This is a genomic window from Hymenobacter monticola, assembly GCF_022811645.1.
GTDB lineage: Bacteria > Bacteroidota > Bacteroidia > Cytophagales > Hymenobacteraceae > Hymenobacter > Hymenobacter monticola.
Window position 1 is genome coordinate 4,903,231 of sequence record NZ_CP094534.1, and the last position, 26,061, is coordinate 4,929,291.

17 protein-coding genes and 1 riboswitch are annotated in these 26,061 nt (G+C 64.0%); of the genes, 6 read left to right on the forward strand and 11 right to left on the reverse strand.

Annotated features, from left to right (window positions below; translation table 11 throughout):
• Window positions 1-153 precede the first annotated feature (153 nt).
• The gene (locus tag MTP16_RS20560; protein ID WP_243513260.1) at window positions 154-5,580 is read left to right on the forward strand and encodes a beta strand repeat-containing protein; all 5,427 of its coding nucleotides are present in this window, start codon (window positions 154-156) and stop codon (window positions 5,578-5,580) included.
• Window positions 5,581-5,660: 80 nt separating this feature from the next.
• On the opposite strand, the gene MTP16_RS20565 is transcribed toward MTP16_RS20560, so the two are convergent.
• The 3 genes from MTP16_RS20565 to MTP16_RS20575 form a co-directional block, all read right to left on the reverse strand.
• Complete coding sequence (locus MTP16_RS20565) at window positions 5,661-6,299, reverse strand: HD domain-containing protein (RefSeq protein ID WP_243513261.1); 639 nt, start codon at window positions 6,297-6,299, stop codon at window positions 5,661-5,663.
• Between the two features lie 53 nt (window positions 6,300-6,352).
• The gene (locus tag MTP16_RS20570) at window positions 6,353-7,072 is read right to left on the reverse strand and encodes a hypothetical protein (protein ID WP_243513262.1); all 720 of its coding nucleotides are present in this window, start codon (window positions 7,070-7,072) and stop codon (window positions 6,353-6,355) included.
• A gap of 172 nt (window positions 7,073-7,244) precedes the next feature.
• The gene (locus MTP16_RS20575) at window positions 7,245-8,102 is read right to left on the reverse strand and encodes a hypothetical protein (RefSeq protein ID WP_243513263.1); all 858 of its coding nucleotides are present in this window, start codon (window positions 8,100-8,102) and stop codon (window positions 7,245-7,247) included.
• Between the two features lie 265 nt (window positions 8,103-8,367).
• Here MTP16_RS20575 and MTP16_RS20580 point away from each other — a divergent pair, with 265 nt between their 5' ends.
• Window positions 8,368-9,066 carry a hypothetical protein gene (locus MTP16_RS20580; protein WP_243513264.1) on the forward strand — a complete coding sequence of 233 codons (699 nt, stop codon included), beginning with the start codon at window positions 8,368-8,370 and terminating at the stop codon, window positions 9,064-9,066.
• A 292-nt stretch (window positions 9,067-9,358) separates the two neighbouring features.
• Here the strand turns inward: MTP16_RS20580 and MTP16_RS20585 are convergent, their stop codons facing one another.
• Window positions 9,359-10,081 (reverse strand): hypothetical protein, encoded by a 723-nt coding sequence (locus MTP16_RS20585; protein WP_243513265.1) that lies wholly within the window; start codon window positions 10,079-10,081, stop codon window positions 9,359-9,361.
• 363 nt (window positions 10,082-10,444) lie between these two features.
• Here MTP16_RS20585 and MTP16_RS20590 point away from each other — a divergent pair, with 363 nt between their 5' ends.
• The 3 genes from MTP16_RS20590 (at window position 10,445) to MTP16_RS20600 (ending at window position 12,467) form a co-directional block, all read left to right on the forward strand.
• Complete coding sequence (locus tag MTP16_RS20590) at window positions 10,445-10,879, forward strand: YsnF/AvaK domain-containing protein (protein WP_243513266.1); 435 nt, start codon at window positions 10,445-10,447, stop codon at window positions 10,877-10,879.
• A gap of 59 nt (window positions 10,880-10,938) precedes the next feature.
• Window positions 10,939-11,886 carry a YsnF/AvaK domain-containing protein gene (locus MTP16_RS20595; protein ID WP_243513267.1) on the forward strand — a complete coding sequence of 316 codons (948 nt, stop codon included), beginning with the start codon at window positions 10,939-10,941 and terminating at the stop codon, window positions 11,884-11,886.
• Window positions 11,887-11,984: 98 nt separating this feature from the next.
• A complete protein-coding gene (locus tag MTP16_RS20600) occupies window positions 11,985-12,467 on the forward strand; it encodes a hypothetical protein (protein WP_243513269.1) in 483 nt (160 codons plus the stop codon).
• 89 nt (window positions 12,468-12,556) lie between these two features.
• On the opposite strand, the gene MTP16_RS20605 is transcribed toward MTP16_RS20600, so the two are convergent.
• The 4 genes from MTP16_RS20605 to MTP16_RS20620 form a co-directional block, all read right to left on the reverse strand.
• Window positions 12,557-14,005: an amino acid permease gene (locus MTP16_RS20605; RefSeq protein WP_243513279.1), complete on the reverse strand. Its 1,449-nt coding sequence runs from the start codon at window positions 14,003-14,005 to the stop codon at window positions 12,557-12,559.
• Window positions 14,006-14,148: 143 nt separating this feature from the next.
• Window positions 14,149-15,168, reverse strand: coding sequence for an LLM class flavin-dependent oxidoreductase (locus MTP16_RS20610; RefSeq protein WP_243513280.1), 1,020 nt, complete (start codon window positions 15,166-15,168; stop codon window positions 14,149-14,151).
• Window positions 15,169-15,308: 140 nt separating this feature from the next.
• A complete protein-coding gene (locus MTP16_RS20615; RefSeq protein WP_243513290.1) occupies window positions 15,309-16,304 on the reverse strand; it encodes an ATP-grasp domain-containing protein in 996 nt (331 codons plus the stop codon).
• A 360-nt stretch (window positions 16,305-16,664) separates the two neighbouring features.
• Window positions 16,665-16,759: riboswitch (SAM riboswitch) on the reverse strand.
• 91 nt (window positions 16,760-16,850) lie between these two features.
• Window positions 16,851-18,815, reverse strand: a complete 1,965-nt coding sequence (locus MTP16_RS20620; protein ID WP_243513291.1) for a TonB-dependent receptor plug domain-containing protein — start codon at window positions 18,813-18,815, stop codon at window positions 16,851-16,853.
• Between the two features lie 200 nt (window positions 18,816-19,015).
• Between MTP16_RS20620 and MTP16_RS20625 the strand changes: the two genes are divergently transcribed.
• Window positions 19,016-21,493, forward strand: coding sequence for a M1 family metallopeptidase (locus tag MTP16_RS20625; protein WP_243513292.1), 2,478 nt, complete (start codon window positions 19,016-19,018; stop codon window positions 21,491-21,493).
• A 121-nt stretch (window positions 21,494-21,614) separates the two neighbouring features.
• On the opposite strand, the gene MTP16_RS20630 is transcribed toward MTP16_RS20625, so the two are convergent.
• The 3 genes from MTP16_RS20630 to MTP16_RS20640 all read right to left on the reverse strand — a co-directional run bounded on the left by MTP16_RS20630 (window position 21,615) and on the right by MTP16_RS20640 (window position 25,908).
• Entirely contained in the window at window positions 21,615-22,364 is a 750-nt protein-coding gene (locus MTP16_RS20630; protein ID WP_317244077.1) for a carbonic anhydrase, read from the reverse strand.
• Window positions 22,365-22,597: 233 nt separating this feature from the next.
• A complete protein-coding gene (locus tag MTP16_RS20635; protein WP_243513296.1) occupies window positions 22,598-24,247 on the reverse strand; it encodes a SulP family inorganic anion transporter in 1,650 nt (549 codons plus the stop codon).
• Window positions 24,248-24,513: 266 nt separating this feature from the next.
• Window positions 24,514-25,908, reverse strand: coding sequence for a sensor histidine kinase (locus MTP16_RS20640; protein WP_243513298.1), 1,395 nt, complete (start codon window positions 25,906-25,908; stop codon window positions 24,514-24,516).
• Between the last annotated feature and the right edge of the window lie 153 nt (window positions 25,909-26,061).

The following is a 26,061-nucleotide window of genomic DNA, read 5'->3' on the forward strand; positions in this document are numbered from 1 at the left end:
AGGGACATTCATTCGCAGAAAATTTATCTTTTCAAATGCTATGTATACATCAAGCCCATTTTGTGCATAGCTTTCCGACGTTTCTTTCCATCCACCACCCCTAAAGCTTATTCTTTCACCCATTTACCCCTTTTTCCCCTTCATCCATTCTTTATGCTAAAACCTTTTACCGCTTTATCCAGGCTGGCGCTGCTGGCGCTGGCTGGGGCGTTTGCCCAGCCGTCGTGGGGGCAAACGTACACCCCGGTGGCCCTGACCGGGTTCACCCACGACATCATCGCCAACGGCCCCGGGGCCGTGAGCGCCAGCACCACCGCCGACATCGACGGGGCGGCGGCCACCGGCGGTACCGGCTACACCCTGATGGCCCAGGACTACGTGGGCCCGGGCGGCCAGGTGCCCAACACCGCCACCTACCCCGCGTCGACACACCCGGCCCTGGAAAACAGTGGCCTGATTACCAGCGCGCTCAACAGCGCCATTACCTACCAGTTGGCTTCGTATTCGGCCAATAACGCGCTGCGGCTATACGGAGCCAATGCCTCGGGCACGCTGTCGTTTGCCACGCCCCGGGCAGCTTCGGAACTGTACGTTATTGGAACTTCGGGCAACGCCAACAGCACGCTTGATGTCACCGTCAACTTTGCCGATGGCAGCAGCCAGCTCTTTTCGGGCCAGGTGATTGCCGACTGGTTTGCCTCCGGCCAGCCCAACGTGGTGCGCGAAAAGCTGGGTCGCGTGAGCCGCGGCGACAACACGGTGCAGTACACCGGCACGCCCGTGGGCCCGCGCTTTTATCAGCTGAAGCTGGTGCTGAACGCGGCTAATGTGACGAAAAACATCACCGGCGTCTCCTTTACGAAGGCGGCCGCGGCCGGCAACACCGTGCTGCTGGCCGTGACGGCCGGCGTGCTTCCGGTGTGCGCGGCAGCACCCACGGGCCTGACAGCGGCTGCTACCACCACCAGCGGCGGCACCACGGCCCTGACGACGGCCTGCTCTTCTACCAGCATTTACCTGTCGGTGGGCGGGGTGCCGGCCAATGCGGGCTACACCTACCAGTGGCAGTCTTCTGCCAACGGCACCACGTACACCGACATCAGCGGTGCCACCAGCCCCACCTACACGGCCACGGGCCAAACGGCGGCCACTTACTACCGGGCGCGTGTAACCTGCCTGTACGACGGCACCGGTGGCACGGCGGTGTCTTCGGCACCCGTGCAGGTGGCCCAAACGGCTTTCGATAACTGCTACTGCACGCCCAGCAGCAGCAGCGGCTGCGGCACCTATGCCCAACTGCTGAAGGTAGAAATACCCGGCACCACGCTGTCGAACACCTCCACCTGCGCCGCTTCGCCCTACTACACCAACTACACTACGGGCGCTGCCACCACAGCCACGCTCAGCCCCGGCGCCAGCTACCCCATGTCCATTACGCTGGGGCGCTACACCAAGGCCGGCCTCTGGATTGATTACGACCACAGCGGCACCTTCGACGCCTCGGAATACCTGGTGGTCGGCACCAATTCGACGAACACCTCGGGCAGCACCGCCACCGTGACTCCTACGCTGGTCATTCCGGCCACGGCCCTGACGGGCACGACCCGCATGCGGGTGCGCACCCAATACTTCCTGGCTTCGACCACCTACCCGCTGGACGGCACCAGCGCCTGCATCAGCACCACGTACGGCGAAACCGAGGACTACACCATCACCATCGCGCCTTCCACGGCTTGCACAGGCACGCCGCCGGCCATCACCGCCACGGCTTCGGCCGGCACGGTGTGCAGCGGCACGGCTTTCACGCTCACGGCCACCGGGCCGGCCGCCGGCACCACCGGCCTCTCCTACCAGTTCCAGAGCAGCCCGGCCGGCGCTAATACCTTTACTAACCTGGGCGCGGCGCAAACGGCCGGCATCTACTCGGTAGCCAGCCAGACGGCCGCCACCGACTACCGCGTGATTGTAACCTGCACGGCCAGCGGCCAGTCGGTTACGTCGGGCGTGGCCGCCGTGGCGCAGAGCCCCTTCTTAAACTGCTACTGCACGCCGGTAACCTCGGGCACCGGCACCGACGGCGTCACCAACGTGACGCTGGCCCCCCTGGTTAGCGCTTCTTCGGCTACCAACACCTCGCCCTACTACACGGACTACTCCGCTTCGCAAACGGCCGGCACGCTCCAGATTCCGACCCTCTTCCAGGGCGGTACCGCGTCGGTTTCGGTCACGATGGGCTCCGATGGCACGCAGTACAGCGGCGTGTGGATTGATTTCGACCGCAGCGGCACCTTCGATGCCAGCGAGTTCTTCACGCTGGGCACCAGTGCCGGTGCCAACGGCACCTCGGTGATTCCGGTCACCATCCCGGCCGGGGCCCTGACGGGCCAAACCAAAATGCGCGTGCGCGGCGGCAACGACCTGGTGCTGCTGGCCTCGCAGTCGTGCACGGCCGCTTCCAGCGCTACCAACTACGGCGAAGTGGAAGACTACCTGGTGAACATTGCCGCCCCGGTGGCCTGCACGGGCACCCCGCCCACAGCCACGGCCACGGCTTCGGCCACTACGGTATGCAGCGGCACCGGCTTCACCCTAAATGCCACGGGCATTGCCGCTGGCACCACGGGCCTGAGCTACCAGTGGCAGAGCAGCCCGGCCGGCGCCAACACCTTCACTAACCTGGGCACGGCCCAGGCCACGGCGGGCTATTCCATCGCCAGCCAGACGGCGGCCTCCGACTACCGCCTGGTGGTAACCTGCACGGCCAGCGGCCAGTCGGCTACTTCGAGCGTGGTAGCCGTGGCCCAGAATTCGTTCCTGACCTGCTACTGCACGGTGGTGAGCACCGGCACCAACGAGTACATCAAAAGCGTGACGCTGCCCGGCACGCCCGGCTTCACCAACGCCACCAACGCCAACTCGACCAGCGGCTACGGCGACTTCACGGCCAGCACCGCCAACACCACCACGCTGGTGCAGGGCGTGACCTACACCAACGGCGCCAGCTTCATCGTGCGCTCGAACAACGCCAACTCGCAGGGCGGCCTCTGGATTGACTACGACCACAGCGGCACCTTCGACGCCTCGGAGTACACGCTCATCGGCTCGTCCAGCCTCACGGCCACGGATGTGACGTTCCCCGTCACGCTGACGGTGCCCGCCACGGCCCTGCTGGGCCCCACCCGCATGCGGGTGCGCTGGCGCAACGGCGTTTTCGCCGCCACCGATGCCTGCGTTTCGGGCAGCACCACGTGGTACGGCGAATCGGAAGACTACACGGTGACCATTGCCGCTTGCACGGCCAGCCCGTCGGCCTTCAACTACGGCACGGCCACGACCTTCTGCGTATCGGGCACCACCAATCCGGCCGTGGTACTCGGCACAGGCTCAACGGCCGGCACGTTCTCTTCGTCGGCGGGCCTGACCATTGATGCCACCACCGGGGCCATTACGCTCAGCAGCAGCACGCCTGGCACCTACACCGTGACCAACACCGTGCCCGCCAGCAGCACGCAGTGCGGCTCGACGGCTACCACCACCGTCACCATCACGGCAGCGCCTACGGCCGACTTCAGCTACGGCACGGCCGCTACCTATTGCGTATCGGGCACCGCCAACCCGACCGTTACGCTCAGCACGGGCGCTACGGCCGGCACGTTCTCCTCGACGGCGGGCCTGACGCTAAATGCTACAACCGGCGCCATCACGCTCAGCAGCAGCACGCCCGGCACCTATACGGTGACCAATACCGTAGCGGCCGCCAACGGCTGCGCGGCCGTAACCAGCACGTCCGTCGTGACCATCACGAACGCTCCCACGGCGGCCTTCACTTTCCCAGCGGCTGCTACCTGCGCCGGCAGCACCGCCACGCTCACGCCCACGCTGGGCACGGGCGCCATCGCGGGCACCTACTCGCTCCCCACTGCCACCGGCCTTTCGGTGAATGCCGCCACGGGCGTTGTAACCGTAGGCCCGACTGCTGCGGCGGGCACTTACACCGTGACGAACACCGTGGCCGCGGCCAACGGCTGCGCCGCGGCCACCAGCACGGCTACGTTCACGCTCACAGCGCCCAGCACGGCCACGTTCAGCTACCCAGCTGCTACCTACTGCCTGAGCGGCACCACGCCGCCTACGCCCACCATCACCGGCACTACGGGCGGCACGTTTAGCTCCACTTCGGGCTTGAGTATTAACGCTACGACCGGCATTATCAGCTTGAGTGGCAGCACGGCCGGCACCTACACCGTGACCTACGCGGTGAGCGGTGCCTGCGGCAGCAGCAGCACCCAGAGTGTGACCATCACGGCTCCGGCTGCGGCCACGTTCAGCTACGGCACGACGTCGACCTACTGCGTGAGCGGCACCACGGCTCCGGCCGTCGTGCTCGGCACCGGTGCCACGGCCGGCACGTTCACTTCGACCACGGGCTTGACCCTGAATGCCACGACGGGTGCCATCACGCTGGCTTCCTCGACGCCGGGCACCTACACCGTGACCAACACCGTGGCCGCCGCCAACGGCTGCGCCGCCACTACGGCTACTACGACCGTGACCATTACGGCCGCTCCGGTCGCTGCGTTCAGCTACGGTACCGGTACGGGCACGCCTACCTTCTGCGTGAGCGGCACTACCGACCCGACGGTCATTTATGCCCCGGGCGCTACGAGGGGCGTGTTCACTTCAACCCCCGGCCTTTCGATTCTCAACTCTGGTTTGATTGTACTGGCAACTTCGACGCCGGGCACCTACACCGTGACCAGCACGGTAGCAGCAGCTGGTGGCTGCGCCGCTACCACGGCCACGACGACGGTGACCATCACGGCCGCGCCGGTGGCCACGTTCAGCTACGCCACGGCGGCCGGCTGCGTGGGCAGCACCAGCGCCGCTACGCCCACGCTGGGCACGGGGGCTTCGGCCGGCACGTTCAGCTCAACCACGGGCCTGACGATTAACGCCACGACCGGCGCCATCGACCTGGCTACTTCGGCGGCGGGCACCTACACCGTGACTAACACCATTGCTGCAACCGGGGGCTGCGCGGCAGCCACGGCCACGACGACCTTCACAGTGAACCCGCGCCCGGCCACGCCCACCATCTCGGTGGCCTATAACGGCTCGACCACTACGCTCACCTCGAGCGCGGCCACCGGCAACCAGTGGTACCTGGGCACGAACCAGGTGTCCGGCGCCACCGGCCAGACGCTGGTGCTCACCGGCCTGCCCGCGCAGCTCGGCTCCTACACCGTGACCACCACCAATGCCAACGGCTGCGTGTCGCTGCCCTCCAGCCCGCTGGTGGTAACTTCCAACGCGAAAGCTGCGGCCGGCACCTCGCTCACCGTGTACCCCAACCCCACCACGGATGGCCACCTGCTGCTGGCGCTCACCGGCTACCGCGAGGCGGTGACGGTGCGCGTGCTGAATGCAGTGGGCCAACGGGTGTACGAAGGCACCGTGGCCACCAACGCCTTGGGCCAGAAGCAGGCCCTCGACCTGAGCGCGCTGCCCAGCGGGGTCTACATCCTGCAAGCCAGCACGGCTGGCGGCAGCATGGATGTGCGCCGTATCGTGCGCGAATAGCGTCCGTAATACAGTCGGTTAAATGGAAAGCCTGTCGCACTGCGACAGGCTTTCTTGTTTTAGTGCTGGGATGAATATGGCTACAGCCCGCCCCGGTCCCAGGCGTCAATCTCGGCCTGCAGGTTGCGGCGGGCGGCGGCGTCCAGCTCGGCGCGCAGGGCGGGGGTGCGGAAGAGGACCGGCGCGGCCAGCATGTTGGCCAGCACCTTGCGGCGGCCGGGGCGGTAGAGCAGGTCGGGCACGAGGCGGTATTCCTGCCGCACCTGGCGGGCGTAGGCCCAATAGTCCGCCTCCGGGGCGCCGAGGATGCTCAGGTCGGCATCGAGAAAAAACAGCAGGTCGGCGTCGTTGGGGGGTTGGGGCTGGGTGTGGTCGGCGGTGCGCTCGATGAGCAAGGCCACGCGCTGTTGCCGCGTGGGCTCCAGGTCCGAATGCTGGAGAAACGCGAGTGCCTCGGCGGCGCTGCGGGCTTCGTTGTCGGATTTCAGGGCGTTGTACACGGCATCGTGGTACCACACGGCCAGCTGCACCACCACGGGGTCTTGCAGGTCGGCCGTCTCCACCCGGTCCAGTAGGTTCTCGATGTGCTGCAGGGTGTGGTAGTGGCGCGTGGGGGCCTGGTAAGCAGCGCTCAGCCGCTGGATTTCGGCTTCGCGCCGGGCGGCGTCGGGCACAAGCGAGGCGGTGAGGCGGTGCCAGCGGGCGGCGAGGTCGGTCATCGATGCATCGGAATGGTTTTCCAAATGACGCACTTTTGCATGTATCGCCTCTGCTACGATTGCACCGCCCGCAGCTCGCGGTACAGCGTTTGGGCCAGGAAGCGGGCCTCGTCCAGCCGCGAGGCGTCGTAGCGCTGGGTGTCTTCGGCAGCGGGGGCGGCGTCCCACTGGTGCAGCTCGGCCAGGGTGGTGAGGCGGCTCAGCGACTGTTGCACCACGCCGTCGAGGCGGGCGCGCAGGGCTTCGGGCAGTTGGAAGCCCGTGGCCAAGGCGGCCTGCAGGCGCAGCAACTCCTGGGCCACCAGCGCTAGGTCTTTCAGCAGGGCGCCCTCGGCCGGGGTGAGCTGGCGGGGGCGGCGGTCGATGATGCAGAGGCTGCCCACGCCCAAGCCTTCGGGGGAGCGCAGGGCCTGCGCGGCGTAGAAACCAAGGTTGAGGTGCTGGGCCACGAAGGGGTTGACCAGCTCGCAGGGCTGGGCCACGAGGTCGCGGAATTCGGTGAGGCCTTCGTGGAGAATGGCCACCGAGCACATGCTGTCTTCGCGGCTCACCACCTGCGCATCGGGCAGGCCCTCGTTGCCGATGAACACCACGTCGTCGGCCCGCACGAGGCTCACCAGGGCAATGGGGATGTCGAAGAGCCGGGCCACGATGCTCACGAAGTCGTTGAACACCTCCTGGCCAGGCGTGCCCAGTACCTGGTAAGGCTGCAGGGCTTCCAGGCGTTCGTGTTCGTGCGAGGGGAGCAGGCCGGGGTACTTTAATGAATCCATACAGCAAAAAACAGCTACAATCGGTCAACTAACTGCTGAGGTTGGCGAATGGAGCGGACTGGCCTGCAAAATGCTGCCGTTACTCGGTGGACGCGCCCAGGTAACGAGCAGTAAACCGTCAGGACTGAAAAAGGATTGGGCAGTGCCGGTAGAATCGCGGCCAGTCGGTGCCCTACCGGCAGCCCCCGCGCCGTTCGGCCGCTGCCAGCGCCGCCGAATCGGCCGGGGCCAGGGCACCGCTTTCGGCCAGCGCGGTGCGCAGATTCTCGCCGTGCTGGTTGGGCAAGCAGGGGTTGAGGCCGGCTTGCAGCAGCAGGCGCAGCACGGCCCCCGGGTGGCGGGGCCGCTGGTAATGAGCCAGGGCAAAGCCCACGGGCTCGATGAGGCTGCCGTCGGCGCGCACCCAACGGGCGTTGGGGTGGGCGCCGTGGCGCAGCAGCAGGCCCACCAGCGCGGGGCTGGGCTTTTCCTGGAAAAGGGCGTGGTAGAGGACGGGCTGCCCGTCCATGAACTGGCTTTTTTCGGTTTCTACCTGGTTGGGGTCGGCCCCGCTCCAGAGCAAGGCCTGCGCCCAGCGCACGTCGTTTTTCCGCACGGCCTCGTACAGGCTGCCGCGCACCAGCCCCAGCCCAGCCACGGTCGCCCAACCGGCCAGTACCACCGTGGCCGTGGCGGCCACCCGCCAGCGCCCGCGGCCCCGGCTTGCCTGCCAGCCCAGGGCCAGCAGTAGCTCGGCGCCGCACACCAGCGCCGACACCAGGTAGCCGGTGCCACTCATCCAAAACAGCACCCCGTGCGCCGCCACCGCCGCCAGTCCCACCCGCAGCCAGCGCGTGGCCGGCGCTGACGCTGGCTGGCCCTGGGCCACGTAGCCCACCCAGCTCAGCCAGAAGCAGCAGGGCGCCAGAAAAAAGGTGAGCAGGCTCAGATAAGGGACGGCGGCGGTGAGCAGCGCCAGCGCCAGCCCCGCGTAGAGCAGGCGGTCGGCCCATTGCAGCAAGCGGCTTTCGGTGGGTGGCGTGGGCGTCATGCGGGGGCGGTGGGCGAAGGGTAGCCTATGGCGCAAGCAAGGTTTCGATGAACAAAGATGGAACGGCACGAGGCTTCGACCAGTGTGTTTCAGCGTGAGCCAGGGGCAAATGCTAATGTCCTTAAAAAGAGCCTGCCATTGTTCGCAATGGTCAATAATGGCGTTTTTAGGTCTTAGCACAAAGTCTAACAGCGCGGTATTTTGGTTTGTGTCGTCCTCAAGCGGATTCTTACATTCGGCTTTCACTCACTAATCCGCCCCGCCCATGCTCCGCTTCGTGTCGCTCCTGCTACTGGGTGTGCTGCTTCTGGGCAGCGCCGCGTGTAAAAAAACGGAGCCAGTTGAGATTGACGGCGTGTCATTCGTTGATGGGCTTCCGTATTATCATTTCATTGACGCAGACCGCCAGTGGTTTAGTGAGGTGCCTGGTACCGTGTGGACGTTTGAAAATGGACGAGGCGTCCAGCGTCGCTACACCGTATCAATTACCCAGCACCTACAAATCAAGAATAAGATTCGCATCAGCGGCATACTCAGCGACTCCTATAAATTGGTCAGCTACTACGATGAAGCCATTTTTGCGCTCACAAATGTGGACGCTACCAGTTCTGACTCAGGTGGACGGTTTGAGTTTTATACCGACCCCACCGTTACCCCAAACCACCAACCCGTTTCGGGGCAGAGCCGGCTCCGGGCACAGGCCAACTGGTTCGCTTTTTTGGGCACAGAAAAATGCATAACCGACTATTATCATCCGAAAAACGACCAATTGAGCGGGCCTTTCGAGCAGCTTGCCAGCCGTGGGACATCTTATTCAGAAGTTGCCAGATTTTCTGTCTTTCCTCGCGGACAGAGCGCCCCTCCTTCTGCGCCTACTAGCCTGTTTGCGCTGTATTACGACCATCAGCATGGGCTGATTCGGCTGGTGGATTGGGCTGGCGACGTATGGAACCGCGTCCCCTAAGGGCGGTGATGCAGCCCTGCTTTGTGCGTTTGCGAAGGGATGGGTGGCGCGCGTACCGTGTCCATTTTCACGCTGCCAAACCTTCAGTACGCGCGCATTGTCCCCATTTCCACCCGTCCCGGCACACGGTACGCGCGTACTGCCGCCACTTCCACACGGCAATGCCCTTGGTACGCGCGTACCGCCACCTGCGCAACTCGACGAAGCCCTTGGTACGCACGTACCACCCCCCTTTCTGCACATAAAAGCCCTTGGTACGCGCGTACCAAGGGCTTTCCTGCTTTTGAGAAACTTAGGCTTCGGGGGTGCCTTTGGCAGCCTTGGGGACCCTGGAGCCACCCGTTTTACCAGGTTTTGACACCAGCGCCTTACTCAAATCGAAGAATGCGGCCACGCGCTCGGGCTTTTCGGCATGCTCGGCCAGCAGGGTGGCGTAGGCCCGAAACAGGGCCACGCAGGTGGCCTGGCGGCCGTCGTGCAGGTCGATGCGCTGGGTGCCGGCGGTTTTGGCCAGGCCGTCGGCGCGTTGCAGCGCGGCCGTGAGGGCTGCTTGCACCGTGCGGCCTTCGGTGCGCACGGGCGAGGTGAAGGCCGTGGGGCGGGCGTCGAGGGCGTCGAGGAAGGCGGCGAAGGCGTCTTCTACCTGGGCCTGGCTGCTCTTGGTGAGGGCGCCGCGGCCCTGCGGGAAAAGGGCTTTCAGGTCGGGGCTACCCGCGTCGTAGGTGGGGATGATGACCTTGCGCTCCACCTTCTTCACGTAGGCTTTGAAGTCGGCCAGGGCCTGGGCCACCGTGACGGTGGCGGCCTGCCCCTCGCCCGAAAGCTGGCCGGCATGGGCGGCGCGGTAGTCGGTGAGGGCCACTTCGAGTGCGTCGGCCAGGGCGCTGTACTTGCCTTTGGTCTCCTGCCGCAGGGCTTGCAGGGTGAAGGCGGCCATGTCGGCGAACTGGTCGCGGTTGAGGCGCAGGTTGGCGAAGAAATTGTCGAACCGGGCGGCGTACTTGGGCTGGGCCATGCGGTAGAAGGGGGGTTGGTGAAAGCGGCTGGGCACTTTGCCAAGCTGGGCGGTAAGGTAGCAGGAATCCGGACATGCCGTGCACCGGCCCGCCAGCTTGTTAGGAGAATGCCAAAATTCTTTATAAAAAAATACCAACGGCTAGCGGCTGCCGGGCGCGCCGTGAAACAAGCCCACACCCGAGCCCAACGGTGGGGCCGGTAGTAAGGTAGCGGTCAACCCACCCGGACGCAGCTCCTTCCCGGGTAAGCCCGGCCGTGGCCCGTAGTCGGCCGGAAGGCACCGCCGGACTACGGTCCCGCTTGTCGTAAAAACCTCAACCATTGGCCTGAACCCCGCTTTTTGAGCGCCGTACCACCGGCCATGCAGCCCACCGACCCCACCCTGCCGCCCGTTCCCACGCCCCTCGCCGCCGCCGTCATCCCGGTGATTGAGGAGTCGGCGCGCATCGAGAAAGAGGTGGTGGAAACCGGCCGCGTGGTCATCCGCAAAACCGTGCACCACGAAACCCAGACCGTGGACGTGCCCACCCAGGAGGAGCAGGTGCAGGTGGAGCGGGTGCCCATCAACCGCGTGGTGGACACCCCGCCTGAGGTGCGCCACGAAGGCGACACGATGATAATTCCGGTGCTGCGCGAGGAGGTGGTCGTTACCACCCGCATTGTATTGGTGGAGGAGCTGCACGTGCGCAAGCGCACCCTCACCCTCAGCCATCCCCAGGAGGTGGAGCTGCGCCGCGAGCACGTGAGCTACGAGCGCATCGAGACGCCCCCGCCGGCGTCCGAAACGGCTTCCTGATTCCAACGTCTTTCGACATTTCCTTTCCTTCCTTTCCACATTTTCCTTTCCCCAGTACCATGGCCCAAACCGTAGTAGGCTTGTTCAATAGCGCTTCAGAAGCGCAGCAAGCCGTTCAACAACTCATGTCCGCCGGCTTCGTGCAAAGCAACGTCGACGTAGCCGCCCAGGATGCCCGCAACGCCCAAACCGTGATTGGCGGCGGCAGCAGCACCAGCGGCCGCAACAACGACCCCTCGGACTACACCAACAGCAGCGGCACCTCCGTGGAAGGCGCGGCCGACGCCACGGCCCGCACCGCCGGCCGCGCCGAAGACGGCATCAGCAACTTCTTCAGCAACCTGTTTGGCGGCGACGACAACGACGACGCCCGCGCCTATACCTCGGCCACCCGCAGCGGCCGCTCGGTCGTGACGGTGCACGCCGCCTCGGCCGATGAAGCCGAGCGCGCCCGCGACCTCCTCGACAACGCCGGGGCCATCGACGTGCACGAAGGCTACACCCGGGGCGCCTACGGCATGACGGGCAGCGCGCAGGGCTATGCTGCGTCCGGCACGCAGGCCACCGGCACCGCCGAGGGCGCCCAGAAGCTGAACATCATCGAAGAAAACCTGCAAGTGGGCAAGCGCGTGGAGCAAACCGGCGGCGCCCGCATCCGCAGCCGCATCATTGAGAAGCCGGTGGAAGAGCACGTGCGCCTGCGCGAAGAGCACGTGAACATCCAGCGCCGCGACGTGAACCGCCCCGCCACCGCCGCTGATTTCGAAGCCTTCAAGGAAGGTGAAATCAGCGTGACGGAATCGGCCGAGCGCGCCGTGGTGGCCAAAGAAGCCCGCGTGGTGGGCGAGGTCAGCATCGGCAAAGAAGTGACCGAGCGCGAGGAAACCGTGCGCGACACCGTGCGCAGCACCGACGTGCAGGTGGAGCAACTGGGCACCAACCAAACCGGTACCCGCTCGGCCGAGGACGATGCCTACAACAGCGGCACCGGCACCACCAACCGCTAGGCTCCCCTATCGTAAGCAAAAAGGCGGCTGCATGTGCAGCCGCCTTTTTTTGTTGCCCGCCGCTAGGCGGGCATTTCACGCCCACAAACTACAGCGCCATGTCCCGCACCGTCGTCGGCTTATTCAACCACGTTTCCGCCGCTCAGCAAGCCAGCGCACAGCTACTCGCCGCCGGCTTCCCGCAAGCCAGCATGCACCTCGCCACCTCCGATACCCTCCGCGCCGAGCACCTCTCCGCGCCAACCGAGGCCACCGAAGCACCCACCGAGCCACTGGGCACGGGCTTTATCCGCTTCTTCACCGACCTCTTCGCTGGCAACGAAAACGCCGATGCCGATGCCCACACACACGCTGCCGCCACCCACGCCGACAGCGCCGTCCTGACTGTGGTCGCGACTACTGAGGCCGATGCCACTCGCGCCCGACAGATGCTGGAGGCCGCCGGCGCCGTGGACGTGTACAAGCAGGCCGCGCCGCGCGGCCCGGCTGGCGCCGGCGATGATGTGGTGGATTTGGAAGGCCGCCTGGGCCGCGTGCGGGACAGCGACGAGCTGGATGCCAACGGGCTGACCACGCATTAGAACGAGTACCCCGAAGCTCCTGCTTCGGCACGTTGAACGAATGACGTTCTGACGCGCCGAAGCAGGAGCTTCGGGGTACTCGTTCTGTTTTATTCCGCCTTCTGCGCCAGCCGCAGCTTGCTGTGCTTGCGGCCGTACCCATAGTAGATGGCCATGCCCAGCGCCAGCCACACAATGAGGCGCAGCCACGTTTCCCAGGGCAGCGAAGCCATCATCACGAGGCACACGAGGATGCCCAGAATGGGCACCACCGGCACCCAGGGCGTGCGGAAGCTACGCGGCGCGTCGGGGTTGGTGCGGCGCATAATCATCACGCCCAGGCACACCATCACGAAGGCCAGCAGCGTGCCGATGCTCGTCATTTCGCCCACCACCGAAATGGGCACGAAGCCCGCAAACAGCGCAATGAACGTGCCCAGCAGCAGCGTCGACTGCGCAGGCGTGTTGAAAACCGGGTGCAGGCGCGAGAACACCGGCGGCAGCAGCCCATCCTTCGACATCGAGAAAAACACCCGCGACTGCCCCAGCAAATCGACCAGAATCACGGAAGTATAGCCCACCAGAATGGCCAGAATCACGGCCGACGACAGCCAGGCGTAGGGCGTTTTCTCAATGGCCACGGCCACCGGCGCCGCGTTGTCTTTGAACTCGGTGTAATTGGCCAAGCCCGTGAGCACGTGCCCAAACAACACGAATAGCACCGTGCACACTGCCAGCGAGCCAAGAATGCCCACCGGCATGTTGCGCTGCGGGTTCTTGGTTTCCTGGGCCATGGTGGCCACGATGTCGAAGCCGATGAAGACAAAGAAGATGACGCCCGCCCCGCGCAGGATACCGCTCAGCCCGAACTCGCCGAAGGTGCCGGTATTGGCCGGGATGTAGGGCTGGTAGTTGGCCGGGTCGATGTACTGCCAGCCCAGCGCGATGAACACCAGCACCACGGCCACCTTCAGGGCTACCACCAGCGCATTGAACCAGGCCGAGCCCTTGGTGCCGCGCGTCACGATGGCCGTAATGGCCAGCACGATGAGCATGGCCGGCACGTTCACGAAGCCGCTCACGGTGCTGCCGTCGGCCAGCGTGGCCGACTCAAACGGCGACATCACCAGCCGCGCCGGAATGTGCAGCCCGTACTTCCCCAGAAACTTGATGAGGTATTGCGACCAGCTGATGGCTACCGTTGCCGCGCCCACCGAGTACTCCAGCACCAAGTCCCAGCCAATAATCCAGGCAAACAACTCGCCCATGGTGGCATAGGAATAGGTATAAGCCGAGCCCGACACGGGCACCAGCGCGGCAAACTCGGCGTAGCACAGCGCCGAGAAGGCGCAGCCCACGGCCGCTACCACGAAAGAAAGGGTAACGGCTGGCCCCGCGTTGTTCGCCGCCGCAATTCCGGTAAGCGAAAACAAGCCTGCTCCTATAATAACGCCAATGCCAATGGCAATGAGGCTGATGCCGTTGAGGCTACGTTTGAGGGTGTTGCCGCCCGTTTCGGCCGCTTCGGCCCGAAGCAGCTCTAGTGATTTTTTAAGCATGTAGTTATTGAGCGCGCCGGTCGGCACGCGTATTAATGAACTGTCATGCTGAGCGCAGCGAAGCACCTTACCACGACGCGACGATTTGTGCGAACGTGATAAGCTGCTTCGCTGCGCTCAGCATGACAGACGAAAGGCGTTACTCACGCCAGCACCTGAATAACCGACTCCGAAAACCGCTCCATCTCCTCCAGCTGCGGACTGGCCTGCAATAGGAAAAAGTCTACGCCCACTTTCTCGAACTCCCCAATCCGGTCCTGCAGCTGGGCGGGCGTACCCGTCAGGCCCGTGCGCAGGCCGCGGTTCGACACCGAGTAGTCCTGCAGCGACACTTGCTGCTCCAGCTGCGTGCCGGCCAGCCACTGCTGGTAGTTGCCGTAGCCCGAGGCCGAGGCCTGCACGTTGGTGATGCGGTCCAACTCTTTTTTTACCTCGAGCTCGGTGTTGCGCACAATGGAGTAGCCGGCCACCCCAAATTTCATCGGCGGCAGGCCTTTCTGCTCGCGGCGGCGGCGCATATCGGCAATGCGGGCGCCTATGAGTTCGGGCGAGTCGCCGTGCATTACGTAGCCGTCGCACTGGGTTGAGATGAGGTCCTTGGCCGCTTCCGATTCGCCGCCGGCGTAGAGGAACGGCGCCTTGACAGGCTTGGGCTGCAGGATGTTGTCGGCCACTTGGTAGTACTTGCCCTCGTAGCTGAAATGGTCCTGCGTCCACACGTTCTTCACCACGTCGAGCCACTCGCGGGTGCGGGCGTACCGGTCGTCGTGCTGCTCGAAGTGCAGGCCGTACTTCGTGGCCTCGTCGCGCCACCAGCTCGACACCACGTTCAGCGACAAGCGGCCGGGCGCAATTAAATCAATGTTGGCGGCCTGCTTGGCCAGCAGCGCGGGGTTGTGGAAGGTGGGGCGCACGGCCACCATGATTTCCAGCTGCTCGGTCACAGCAGCCAGCGCGGCGGCCGTGCTCCAGGCTTCCAGCGACGGTGCCTCGGTGCCCTTGATGTCGTTCAAATACAGTTCGGCGATGAGCGTGAGGTCGTAGCCCCAACCCTCGCTGCGCTGCGCCAGCTGCTTCACGTAGCTCCAGTCGGTGGGCATCTGCTCGTCCTCGACGTTGCGCAGCCAGCCCCCAAAAATGGGCATCCAATATCCAAATTTCATGGCAGTTTTCTTATTGCCAACCGTCATTGCAGCGCACAGCGAAACACCCTCTCCCGGTGAGTATTCTTCGCTGCAACGAAGCGGCGAGGATGCCTCGCTGCACGCCGTGTTGACGGTTAACCTATTTCTTGATAAGCGGCTTAAGCCGTTGCCAACTCGACTTGCACGGCCGCCGGCACCGCAGCCGGCAGCTGCGTTTCGAGGTAGTCTACGAAGCGGGCGTAGGGGTCAAAACCCACCACGTTCACGGCATCGGCCACGAAGTTGGAAAGAGCGTTGATGTCGTAGAACAGCACGTCGCCGGTGCGGTCGTCGATGAGGTATTCGATGCCGCCCACGTCGATTTTGGCGGCGGCCACGATGCGCTCCACGGCGGCAATTACCTCAGCCGGCGGCGTGAAGGCTTCCACCTGAATCCCTTTTTTCGGCGCCTCCGTGAGGCAAAACTCGGCCGACTGTTCCTCCGGAATCTGGCAGATTTCGGCCGGGCACAGGTTGAAGCTCTCGCCGGTGGTGTACACCTTCATGGCGTAGAGGAACTTGCCGTCCAGCGTTTCCACGCGGTGGATGTTGCCGCCGCGGGGCGTCACGTACTCCTGCACCAGGGCAGTCTGGTCAATGCCGAGGTCTATCTGGTTGGCGTCCACGGCCGCTTGCAGGCCCTCAATGGTGTCGAAGCGGATGATGCCCGCGCCGCTGCCGCCGATGTTCACCTTCACCACGATGGGGAAGCGCAGCTCGCGGGCCGCGTCCACGGCGCGCGAGGCGTGGTTGATGACGCGCGAGGCCGGGTACTTCAGCCCCAGCGACTCAAACAGCGAGAGCTGCCGGGCCTTGTTGGTTTCGATGCTGGTGGCCACCGAGCCGTTGATGATGCGCGTGCCGATGCGCTCCAAATGCGTGGCGTAACCGGCCGTGTGGAAGATGCCCTGTCCGTGCCCGCGCAGGTAGGCCGAGGAGCTCATGCGGTTCACCACCAGGCTGTAGCGGCTTTCTTTTTCCGAAGGGTTGAAGAGGTGGTGGGCGGCGTCAATCTTCTCGTAGGGCAGTCCGCGGCGGTCCAGCTCGGCAAAGAGCGGCTTGAACCATTCGGGGTGCTCGAAGTAGATGCCAATGGGCTTTTGAACAGCAGACATACTTGGAAATAAAGTAGTTGAAATACAGGCAAGCGGGCACGCTGCTCAACGCAGGTGGTGAACTGGCAAAGCCCGAAATGAGAGGAGGATTTGGCCGCCCAGCGCCTTGCGCCAGGCCACGGCCGAACAAGGATGAGAAACCTCGACGGATATGCGCAACACCGCAGCCGCACATGGCGGCCCGGCGAAGCCAATATGCTCCGGTTTCGGTTTAGCTACCCGCGATGAAAAAGAGGCACCGGGTTAAGCCAGGCAACAACAGCAACAACACGCCATGCCAGCCCGGTGCATCAGCGCCAGACGGGCATTAAAAGCTGTAAAAATTGCGGGTTGGTTGTTGGAGGCTTCCACGGCAACTTGTTTTTATATGGTCAGGAATTGGCACCGTTTCAGGAATATCCCAGATGGTTGCCGACGCGTCGTAGAGCCTGTCTCTCAGCGTCTCTGTATAAAAACAATCCTTTGGGGAGAAAGAATTGATACGGCAAAGATACAGCAAGGCCCTTCGATTTGTTCAAACCGAGGGGCCTTGCTATGAAAAACGGGTTATTTCCGCAGCGCCAGTCGCAGCCCGCCCATCAGCCAGCGGGTGGGCATCTGAGCGCCCAGCAGGTCGGAATACTTCTCGTTGAACAGGTTCTGCACCTGGCCCGTGAGCCACAGCCGCTGAGGCAGCAAGGCCACTTCGAGCCGGGCGTTGAACACCGTGTACTCGGCGTTATTTGTGCGGTTGATGGCTGCGGCAGTGCTGGCGTCGCGCTGCTTCCAGAGGCCGCTGAGGCTGCCGTTCACACGCTTTGAGGTTAGGCTGACTGTGCCTGACACTACCTGGCGGGCAATGTTGGCGAGGTACTGCGAGGCGATGTTGTCGGCATTGCTCACCTTCACCAGCATATAGCCCACGCTGCCGTCAAAGCGGGTGGTAGGTGAGAATTGGCGCTGGTACACCAGCTCCGTTTCCAGGCCGCGGGTAGTCACGTCGAACAGGTTTTGGGCGTAGCGGTAGGTGGCGGCGGGGTTGAGGTTGGTGAGGCCGCTGGCCTCGATGACGCGGGCGCCGGGCGTGGGCACGTAGTCAATCTGGTTGTTGCCCTTGCGCAAAAAGCCGGTGGCTTTCACCGTGAAACCGGGCAGCGAGCGGTAATCGGCGCCCGCCTCGTAGTTCATCGTGCGCTCGGCCTGCAAGCCGGCGTTGCCCACGTTGAAGCCGCTGGGCACGGTGCCAGCCCGGCCGTTGGCGTTATAGCGCTCGGTGAAATCGGGCGCGCGAATGGCCCGGCCGATGGCGCCGCGCACGGTCAGCTCCTCCCCTATCTGCTGGCTCACGTTGAGCTGGGGCACCACTTCGGTGCCGTAGGCCTGGTCGTGGTCGAGGCGCAGGCCGCCGGTGAGGGCTAGGCCCGCCGTGGGCGTGAGGGCCACCACGCCGAAGGCCGCGTAGTGCCACTGGTCGTGGTTGCCGCGGTCGTTGCTGACCACCGAGCGGTGGTCGGCCTGGCCGCCCAGTGTGGCCCGCAGCTTGTCCGTGAATTGCTGCTGGTGGCTGAGCAGCACGTTGGTATAGCGCGTGAGGTGGTCGCTGGCCACCGAGGTGGGCGTATAGAGGTAGTAATCGGTGCTGCGGCTGGTCGACACCTGAGCCTCGGTGCGAGCCCGCTCGTTGTGCTGGTAGCGCAGCTGGCCCTGGTACCAGTCCTTATTGGTGGTTTCGCGCGAGAGGTCGCCGATGGCCGTGGTGTAGAAATACTGGGCGCTGTAGTCGCGCCGGTCAAGGCTGGCGCGGGCAGCGGCGCTGAGCTTGGGCGTCAGCTCATAAGCGGCCGAAAGCGAGTAGGTTTTCAGGTCGACGTCGCTGCGCTGGGTGCCGGGGTAATCGCGCAGCTGGCCGTCGGTCTTGTTCAGCAGGATGCCGCCGCCCAGGCGCAGCTTGCCGGACGCCAGGAAGCCGCCGGTGTTGGTGTGCCACAGGTTGTACTCGCCACGCATGGTGGTGCTGGTCAGCTCGGCCTCGTGGCGCCGCTCGGTGGCGGCGAAGGTTTTGGTGACGATGTTGATGACGCCGCCCACGGCGTCGGGGCCATAGAGGGCCGCGCCAGCGCCGCGGATGATTTCAATTTGCTCAATCTCGGCCGGCGTGATGGGCATGTAGGCGCCGAAGTGGCCGGTCAGCGGGTCGTTGAGTCGCATACCGTCAAGCAGGAAAAGCACCTGGTTGAAGGTGCTGCCGCGCATGCTTACATCGGCCTGCGCGCCGAAGCTGCCGCGGCTCTGAATTTCCAGCGCCGGCAGGCAGCGCAGCAAGTCATCGATGGAATTGACGGGGTAGCGCGCCACGCTGGCACCGGAAATGACCGTGACGGCGTGCCCAGTCTGGTTGCTGGGCTGGGTGAGGCGCGAGGCAAAAACGGTGACTTCGCGCAGGCTGCGGGCGCTGTCGGCGGGCGTCTGGGCCAGCGAGTTATAGGCGATGAAAGAACAGAAAAGCGGTGTAGCGTAGCGCGTCAGTCGCATGCATTGAGGCCTTGATGAGGGTGCAAACTTACTGTAGCGTGGACTCTGCGAGTCCGCGCACCGCGCCGCTCGTCTGCTGTTCGAGGTTCTGGCGGGCGCGGACTCGCAGAGTCCACGCTACTTTCGTAGCCCCGCAAGCAACCCCGGCGTTCCGGTTCGGTCCTTCGCGCGAACTCACCATTTCACTCACCGAAGTTTTAATGAAGCATCTTCACCTGCTGGGCCTGCTCGGCCTCGTAGCCAGCAGCGCCGCCTACGCCCAGGCGCCCGGCGCCAAGCCGGAATCGCCCTACCGCGCCTCCGCCACCAAGATTAACGACCTGGTACACACCAAGCTCGACGTACGCTTCGACTACAAAAAGCGCTACCTCTACGGCAAGGAGTGGGTCACGCTCAAGCCCCACGCCTACCCCACCGACTCGCTGCGCCTCGATGCCAAAGGCATGGACATCAAAACGGTGGCCCTGATGAACGGCGGCCAGCAAACCCCGCTCAAGTACGACTACGCCGACGGTATGAACCTGCGCATCAACCTGGGCCGCATGTTCAAGCCGGGCGAGGAGTACACCATTTACATCGACTACACCTCCAAGCCCGACGAACTGAAGGTGCAGGGCTCGGCCGCCATCACCGACGCTAAAGGTCTGTATTTCATTAACCCCGATAGCACTACCGCGGGTAAGCCAGTGCAAATTTGGACGCAGGGCGAGACGGAAGGCTCCTCGGCCTGGTTCCCCACCATCGACCGGCCCAACCAGAAAACCACCGAGGAAATCTCGATGACCGTGCCCGCCAAGTACGTGACGCTGAGCAACGGCAAGCTGGTGAGCAGCACGCCCGCCGGCCCCGGCCTGCGCACCGACGTGTGGAAAATGGACCTGCCCCACGCGCCCTACCTCTTTATGATGGCCGTGGGCGACTTCAAAAAAACCACCGACACTTGGCGCGGCAAGGAAGTGAGCTACTACCTAGAGCCCAAGTACGCGCCCTTCGCCAAGCAGATTTTCGGCAACACCACCGACATGCTGGAGTTCTACTCCAACCGCCTCGGGGTGGAGTACCCGTGGAATAAATACGCCCAGATTGTGGCCCGCGACTACGTGAGCGGCGCCATGGAAAACACCACCGCCACCCTGCACGGCGAGCAGGTGCAAATGACCGACCGCGAGCTGCTGGACCGCCCGTACAGCAGCGAATCGGTGATTGCGCACGAACTGTTTCACCAGTGGTTTGGCGACTACGTAACGGCCGAAAGCTGGAGCAACATCACCGTGAACGAGTCGATGGCCGACTTCTCGGAAGGCCTTTACGCCGAGCACAAGTACGGCCGCGACGCCGCCGATGCCCACTACTACACCTACCTGCGCCGCTACCTGAGCTCGCCGCGCGACGCGGCCAAAACGCTGGTGCGCTTCCACTACGACCAACAGGAAGAAGTATTCGACTTGGTGAGCTACCAGAAAGGCGGCGCCATCGTCGACATGCTGCGCACCTACCTGGGCGACGACGTGTTCTTCGCCGGCCTGCAGAAATACCTCCAGGACAATAAGTTCGGCAACGGTGAGGCGCACCAGATGCGCCTGGCGTTCGAGGCCGTTTCGGGCCAGGATTTGAACTGGTTCTACAACCAGTGGTACTACTCGCCCGGCCACCCCGTCGTGACCATCGACTACGCCTGGGACGCAGCCAAGAAGGTGCAGTCCGTGACCGTGAAGCAGACCCAGCCGGGCACGCCCTTCCGCCTGCCCTTCACCATTGATTACTACGTGGGCGGCAAGGTGATGCACCAGCCCGTGACCATGACCCAAGCCACCCAGACCTTCAGCATGCCCCTGGCCGCCAAGCCCGAGCTGGTGAACGTGGACGCCAGCAAGAAGCTGCTCTGGAACAAAACCGACAACAAATCGGCCGCCGAGCTGGCCTACCAGTACAGCCACGCCCCGCTGTATGTGGACCGCCGCGAGGCCGTGGCCGCCGCTGCCAAGGACCAGGCCACCAACGCCGCCTCGCGCGCCGTGCTGCTGGCCGCCCTGAACGACAAGTTCTACGCCATTCGCGGCGCGGCGGCGCAGTCGTTGAAAATGGACGACAAAGCGGTGGCCAAGGCCGCCGCGCCTGCCCTGCGTAAGTTGGCCGCCACCGAGAAAAACACGATGGTGCTGGCCCAGACGCTCACCTCACTGGCTCAGTTGAAGGACAAGAAGGACGAGAAGCTGTTCAACCAGAACTTCAACAGCCAGTCTTACAGCGTGCAGGCCGCCGCGTTGCGGGGCCTGGCCGCCGTGCAGCCCGCCCAGGCCCTGGCCCGCGCCAAAACCCTGGAAAAAGACGACAACGCCGCCCTCGCCCAGGCCGTGACGCAGGCCTATGCTCAAGGTGGCGGCGCGGCCGAGTGGGCTTACGTGCGCGACAAGTTCGACGCGGCCCGCCCCAATAGCCAGTTCGGCATGATGGAATCTATTGGCACGATGGCCGGACGCCTTAATGATGCCACGGCCATCACCGAAGGCGTGACCCGCCTTAAGACGATGGGCGTGAAGTACAAGATGTACGGGGCCGATAAACCCGTCATCGAGCAACTGAAAGCCATTGCCGACAAGCAGGCCAAAGGCCCCAACGCCGCCCTGGCCAAGGAGCAAACCGACAAAGCCATTGCCGAAATCCAAGCGGCTAAGTAGCCGTTGCTGCTTTGGCCGTTTCGGGTCATAAAAAAAAGCCTGCCGCGCATTGCGGCAGGCTTTTTTGTGAGCGGTGGGTTGGGAAACGCCTGACCGTTTTTAAATCAACTTAAATAGTTTCTTACTTCTTCGCCTTCGTTTCGAAGCCCGGTACTTCCTCGGCCGGGTCCTCGTTGGGGCCCTCGTAGGTATTGGCCTGTTTGTCGTCTTTCTGGGTCGGCTCGGGGGCGACGGCCTCGGTGGCGTAAATGGATTCGATTTCGTGCATCACCTTTTCGCTGCTGATTTCGAGGTCTTTCAGTACGCCGTCGGCGATGTCGTACACGAGGCCGTGCAGGCGGGGCGGGTTGTCGCCGCGCATGGCGTTCTGGATGATGTTGGTTTTGGCCAAGTTGCGCACCTGCTCAATCACGTTGAGCTCCACGAGGCGGCGGGCGCGCTGCTTGTCGTCCTTGATGCGCAGGTACTCGGTTTCGTGCGCCCGAATCACGTCACGGATGTTCACCAGCCAGTTGTCAATCAGGCCGTACTGCTTGTTGCTGGCCGCCGCGGCCACGCCACCGCAGCCGTAGTGGCCCACCACCATGATGTCCTGCACGCCCAGCACTTCCACGGCGTATTGCAGCACGCTCAGCAGGTTCATGTCGGTGTGCACCACCAGGTTGGCAATGTTGCGGTGCACGAACATCTCGCCCGGGCCTGTGCCCGTGATGCCCGACGCCGGCACCCGCGAGTCGGAGCAGCCGATGAACAAGTACTTCGGCTGCTGGCCGTTAGCCAGGTTCTTGAAAAAGTTGGGGTCTTTCGCGTTGCGGTCCGAAACCCACTTCTTGTTGTTCTCGAGGATTGTGCTGATTCCAGCCATAAGCATGAAAAAGGGTAAGTTGACAGTCCGCGGCAAGCGGTGCCAAGGTTATACGCGCCGTTGCCAAAGCCGGCTGTCGGTCACGGGTTGAGGACGGCAAAGGTGACGCCTAAGCTGGGAGAGAGAATTTTTGATTGAGACTGCAAGAACGTGTACCCCGAAGCTCTGCTTCGGACCATTGAACGATTCCTGACGCGGGCCGAAGCAGGAGCTTCGGGGTACACGTTCTGCCAGCCTGCTTAGTGCGTGCCCAGCGCCACCTGCCGGATGCCGCGCAGCTCCAGCGCAATGCCGCGCGCCGGGGCCGCCTGCCGGAAAGCCTCGATGGCTTCGAGCACGTCGTGGTCGATAACATCGGAACGCGAGCCGTCGAGGATGACGCGGCTATTATGGGGCAGCTGTTCCAAGGTGGTCACAATGCTGGCTTTATTGAGAAAAGACACGTGCTCAGGCAGGCGCAGGTGCAGCGGCGCATCGGGCGTTTCGGACCGGTCGTCGGAGTCGTCCCGGCGCAGGTAGGAGCCGGCCTTGGCGTTGTCGCGCAGAATGAAGAAGAAGCCCAGCACCAGCCCAATGCTCACGCCCTTGAGCAAATCGGTGAACAGCACCGCCACAATGGTGATGATAAACGGCACGAACTGCTCGCGGCCCAGCTTCCACTGCTTGCGGTAGAGGGCCGGCGGCGTCAGCTTGTAGCCCACCAGCAGCAGCACGGCGGCCAGCGCCGAGAGCGGAATCAGGTTCAGCACCGCGCCCAGAAACAACAGGCTCGTGAGCAGCAGCAAACCGTGAATAAAGGCCGAGAGCTTGGTTTGGGCGCCGGCCGCAATGTTGGCCGACGAGCGCACGATAACGGCCGTGAGCGGCAGGCCGCCGAGCAGCCCACTCACCAGGTTGCCGGCGCCCTGGGCCAGCAGTTCGCGGTTGGTGGGCGTGTGGCGCTTCTGCGGGTCGAGGTTATCCACGGCTTCCACGCTGAGCAGGGTTTCGAGCGAGGCCACCACGGCAATGGTGAAGGCCACGCCGTAGGTGGCGGGATTGCGCAGGGCGCTGAAATCGGGGAAGGTCATCTCGCTGGCCAGCTGGCCCAGCGACGTCAGCACCGGCAGCTTCACTAGGTGTTCGGCGCGCACCTGCAGGTCGGGCGCAAAGCGTTTCAGCAACTCGTTGATGGCCACCGAGGCCAGCACGGCAATCAGTGCGCCCGGCACCAGCCGCGCCCACGACTGCCGCTTAATCGGGCCCGTGTTCCACAACAGCAAAATCACCAGCGACACCACGCCCACCAGCACCGAGCCGGGGCTCAGGCCCTTCATGGCCGCGCCAATGGCCGAGAAGGTGTTCAGGCCATTGAACTGCAGAAAGTTCATGTCCTCATAATAGTCGGAATCCGCCCCAAAAAAGTGAGGTATTTGCTTCAAAATCAAAATAATACCGATGGCCGCCAGCATGCCGCGAATAACCGCTGCCGGGAAATACAGGGCGATGATGCCCGCCCGCGCCAGCCCCAATCCAATCTGAATGACGCCCGCAACGGCCGTAGCGGCCAGCACCGCCGGCCACGAGCCCAAGGTGGAAATAGCCGACAGCACCACCACCGTGAGGCCCGCCGCCGGCCCGCTCACGCTCACCGCCGAGCCGCTAAGCAAGCTCACCAGCACCCCGCCCACGATGCCCGCAATCACGCCCGCCAGCAGCGGCGCCCCCGAGGCCAGCGAAATGCCCAGGCACAGCGGCAGCGCCACCAAAAACACCACCAGCCCCGACGGTGCATCCTGCCCAATGGTACTGAACAACGACGGCTTGGGGGGAGTGGGCGCGGCCGGGCTGGGCGATGGGGCCGCAATGGGGGTCCCGGTGCGGGATGGGGAAGAGACTACCTGGGTCATGGCTAAAACACTCGTGGCCCTTGCAGTCCCACCAAGGAACCGACAGGAAACACAGGCACAAGGTTACCCAAGCCCTATTAAGACGGAATTAAAGGCGAATTAAAAGGGAATTAAAACCAGCCCCTATTCAATCGAAGAAGTCGAAAAACAAGTCGTCATGCAACGGCTACGTCCGGCATGGCGCGTGGGTAGTAATCAAAATCGTTGCAATGAAGTGAAGGGCATGCCTCAGTTGCGCGCGGCATGTTGCTCCTGAACGCCAGTCTTTAACTTGGCACCGGCCACTCCAACCACACCTGTGTGCCCTGGCCCAGCTCGCTTTCCACCCGTACCATGCCGCCGTGCAGGGCCATGATGCGCGCCGTGAGCGGCAGCCCGATGCCGTGCCCCGGCACCGACCGCGCCGACGCCGCCCGAAAAAACGGCACGAACACCTGTTCCAAATCGGCGGCCGAGAGGCCAGGGCCTTCGTCGCTTACCAGCAGCGTGAGGTGTTCGCGGGTACGGGCCAGGGTGGCCGTCACGGTGCCGCCGGTTTCCTTCGAAAACTTGCAGGCGTTGTCCAGCACGTTGAGCACGGCCGAAAGCAGCAGCGCCTCGTTGCCGCGTACCGTGAAGTATTCGGTTTCGCCAAAATCCAAATCGACGCGGCAGGTGGCGTGGCGCCGCAGCAGCTGCTCGTGCGCGTGCAACAGCAGCTCGTCGAGCCGCACGTCGGTCATGGGCACCTGCGAGGGGTCGTCGGAGGCGCGGGCAATTTGCAGCAGGCCGTTGGTGAGGCTGTTGAGCTGGCGGGCCGAATCGAGGGTGCTCTGCAGCACGCGCCGGTATTCGGTGGGTGAGCGCTCGGCCTGCAGCAACGACACTTCCAGCTCGCCGATGAGGGCCGTGAGCGGCGTGCGCAGCTCGTGCGAGGCATCGCGCACGAAGGTGCGCTGGCCCACAAAGGCTGCTTCCAGACGGTCGAGCAGGCGGTTGAAGCGCTGGGTGAGCAGGCCAATTTCGTCGGTGGTTTCGCCGGTACGGGTCAGGCGCTGGCTAAGGTCGGTGGCCGTGATGCCGTCGACCTCGCGCACCATGCGGCGCAGGGGCCACAGCGCCTGCCCGGCAAACACCCAGCTGCCAATGCCCATCACGGCCACCGCCGCCAGCAGGCCGCCCACCAGCAGGTGCCGCAGCTCGCGCAGCTGCTGGCGGCTGTCCTCGTCCACCGACGAGGCCACCACCACCAGCGGCCCCAGCCGGGCGTCGCGGTAAAGCAGGCCCACGGTTTCGTGGTAGTTGGTTTCGGGTTCCAACACGGCTTGGCCGGTGCGGCGCACTTCGGCCAGCCAGGCAATGGGCACCGGCCGCGAGTCCCCCTGCCCTTCCCGGAATACCAGCCGGTTCTGAGCGTCGTACACCCGGCCCTGCTCGGCGGGCAGCGTGCGGTAGAGCTGGCGCAGGTAGTTGCGGTAGGAAGCCTCCTCGCCGGCATTGTCGGGGCCGTGTTGTCCGGCCACGTAGGCGTGCCCCACCACCATGGTGCGCCGGAACAGGCTCTGAGTGAACAGCTCCCGCCGCGATTCCTGCGTGGCGAAGTAAATGGCCAGCGCAAACAGCAGCAGCGTCACGGCCAGAATGGTCCCGAATTGCAGGGCAAGGCGCAGGCGAATGGTCATAGACGATTGGCAGTAGAAAGGGAATCAACTGTCATTGCGAGGGCGCAGCCCGTGGCAATCCGTCCTCCCAACGCGACTAGACCCAAAGACGTGAATAGCGTTTTCAAGCCTGATTCATTACAACTCACCCCTTTGCTGAAGAGCATCATGAAA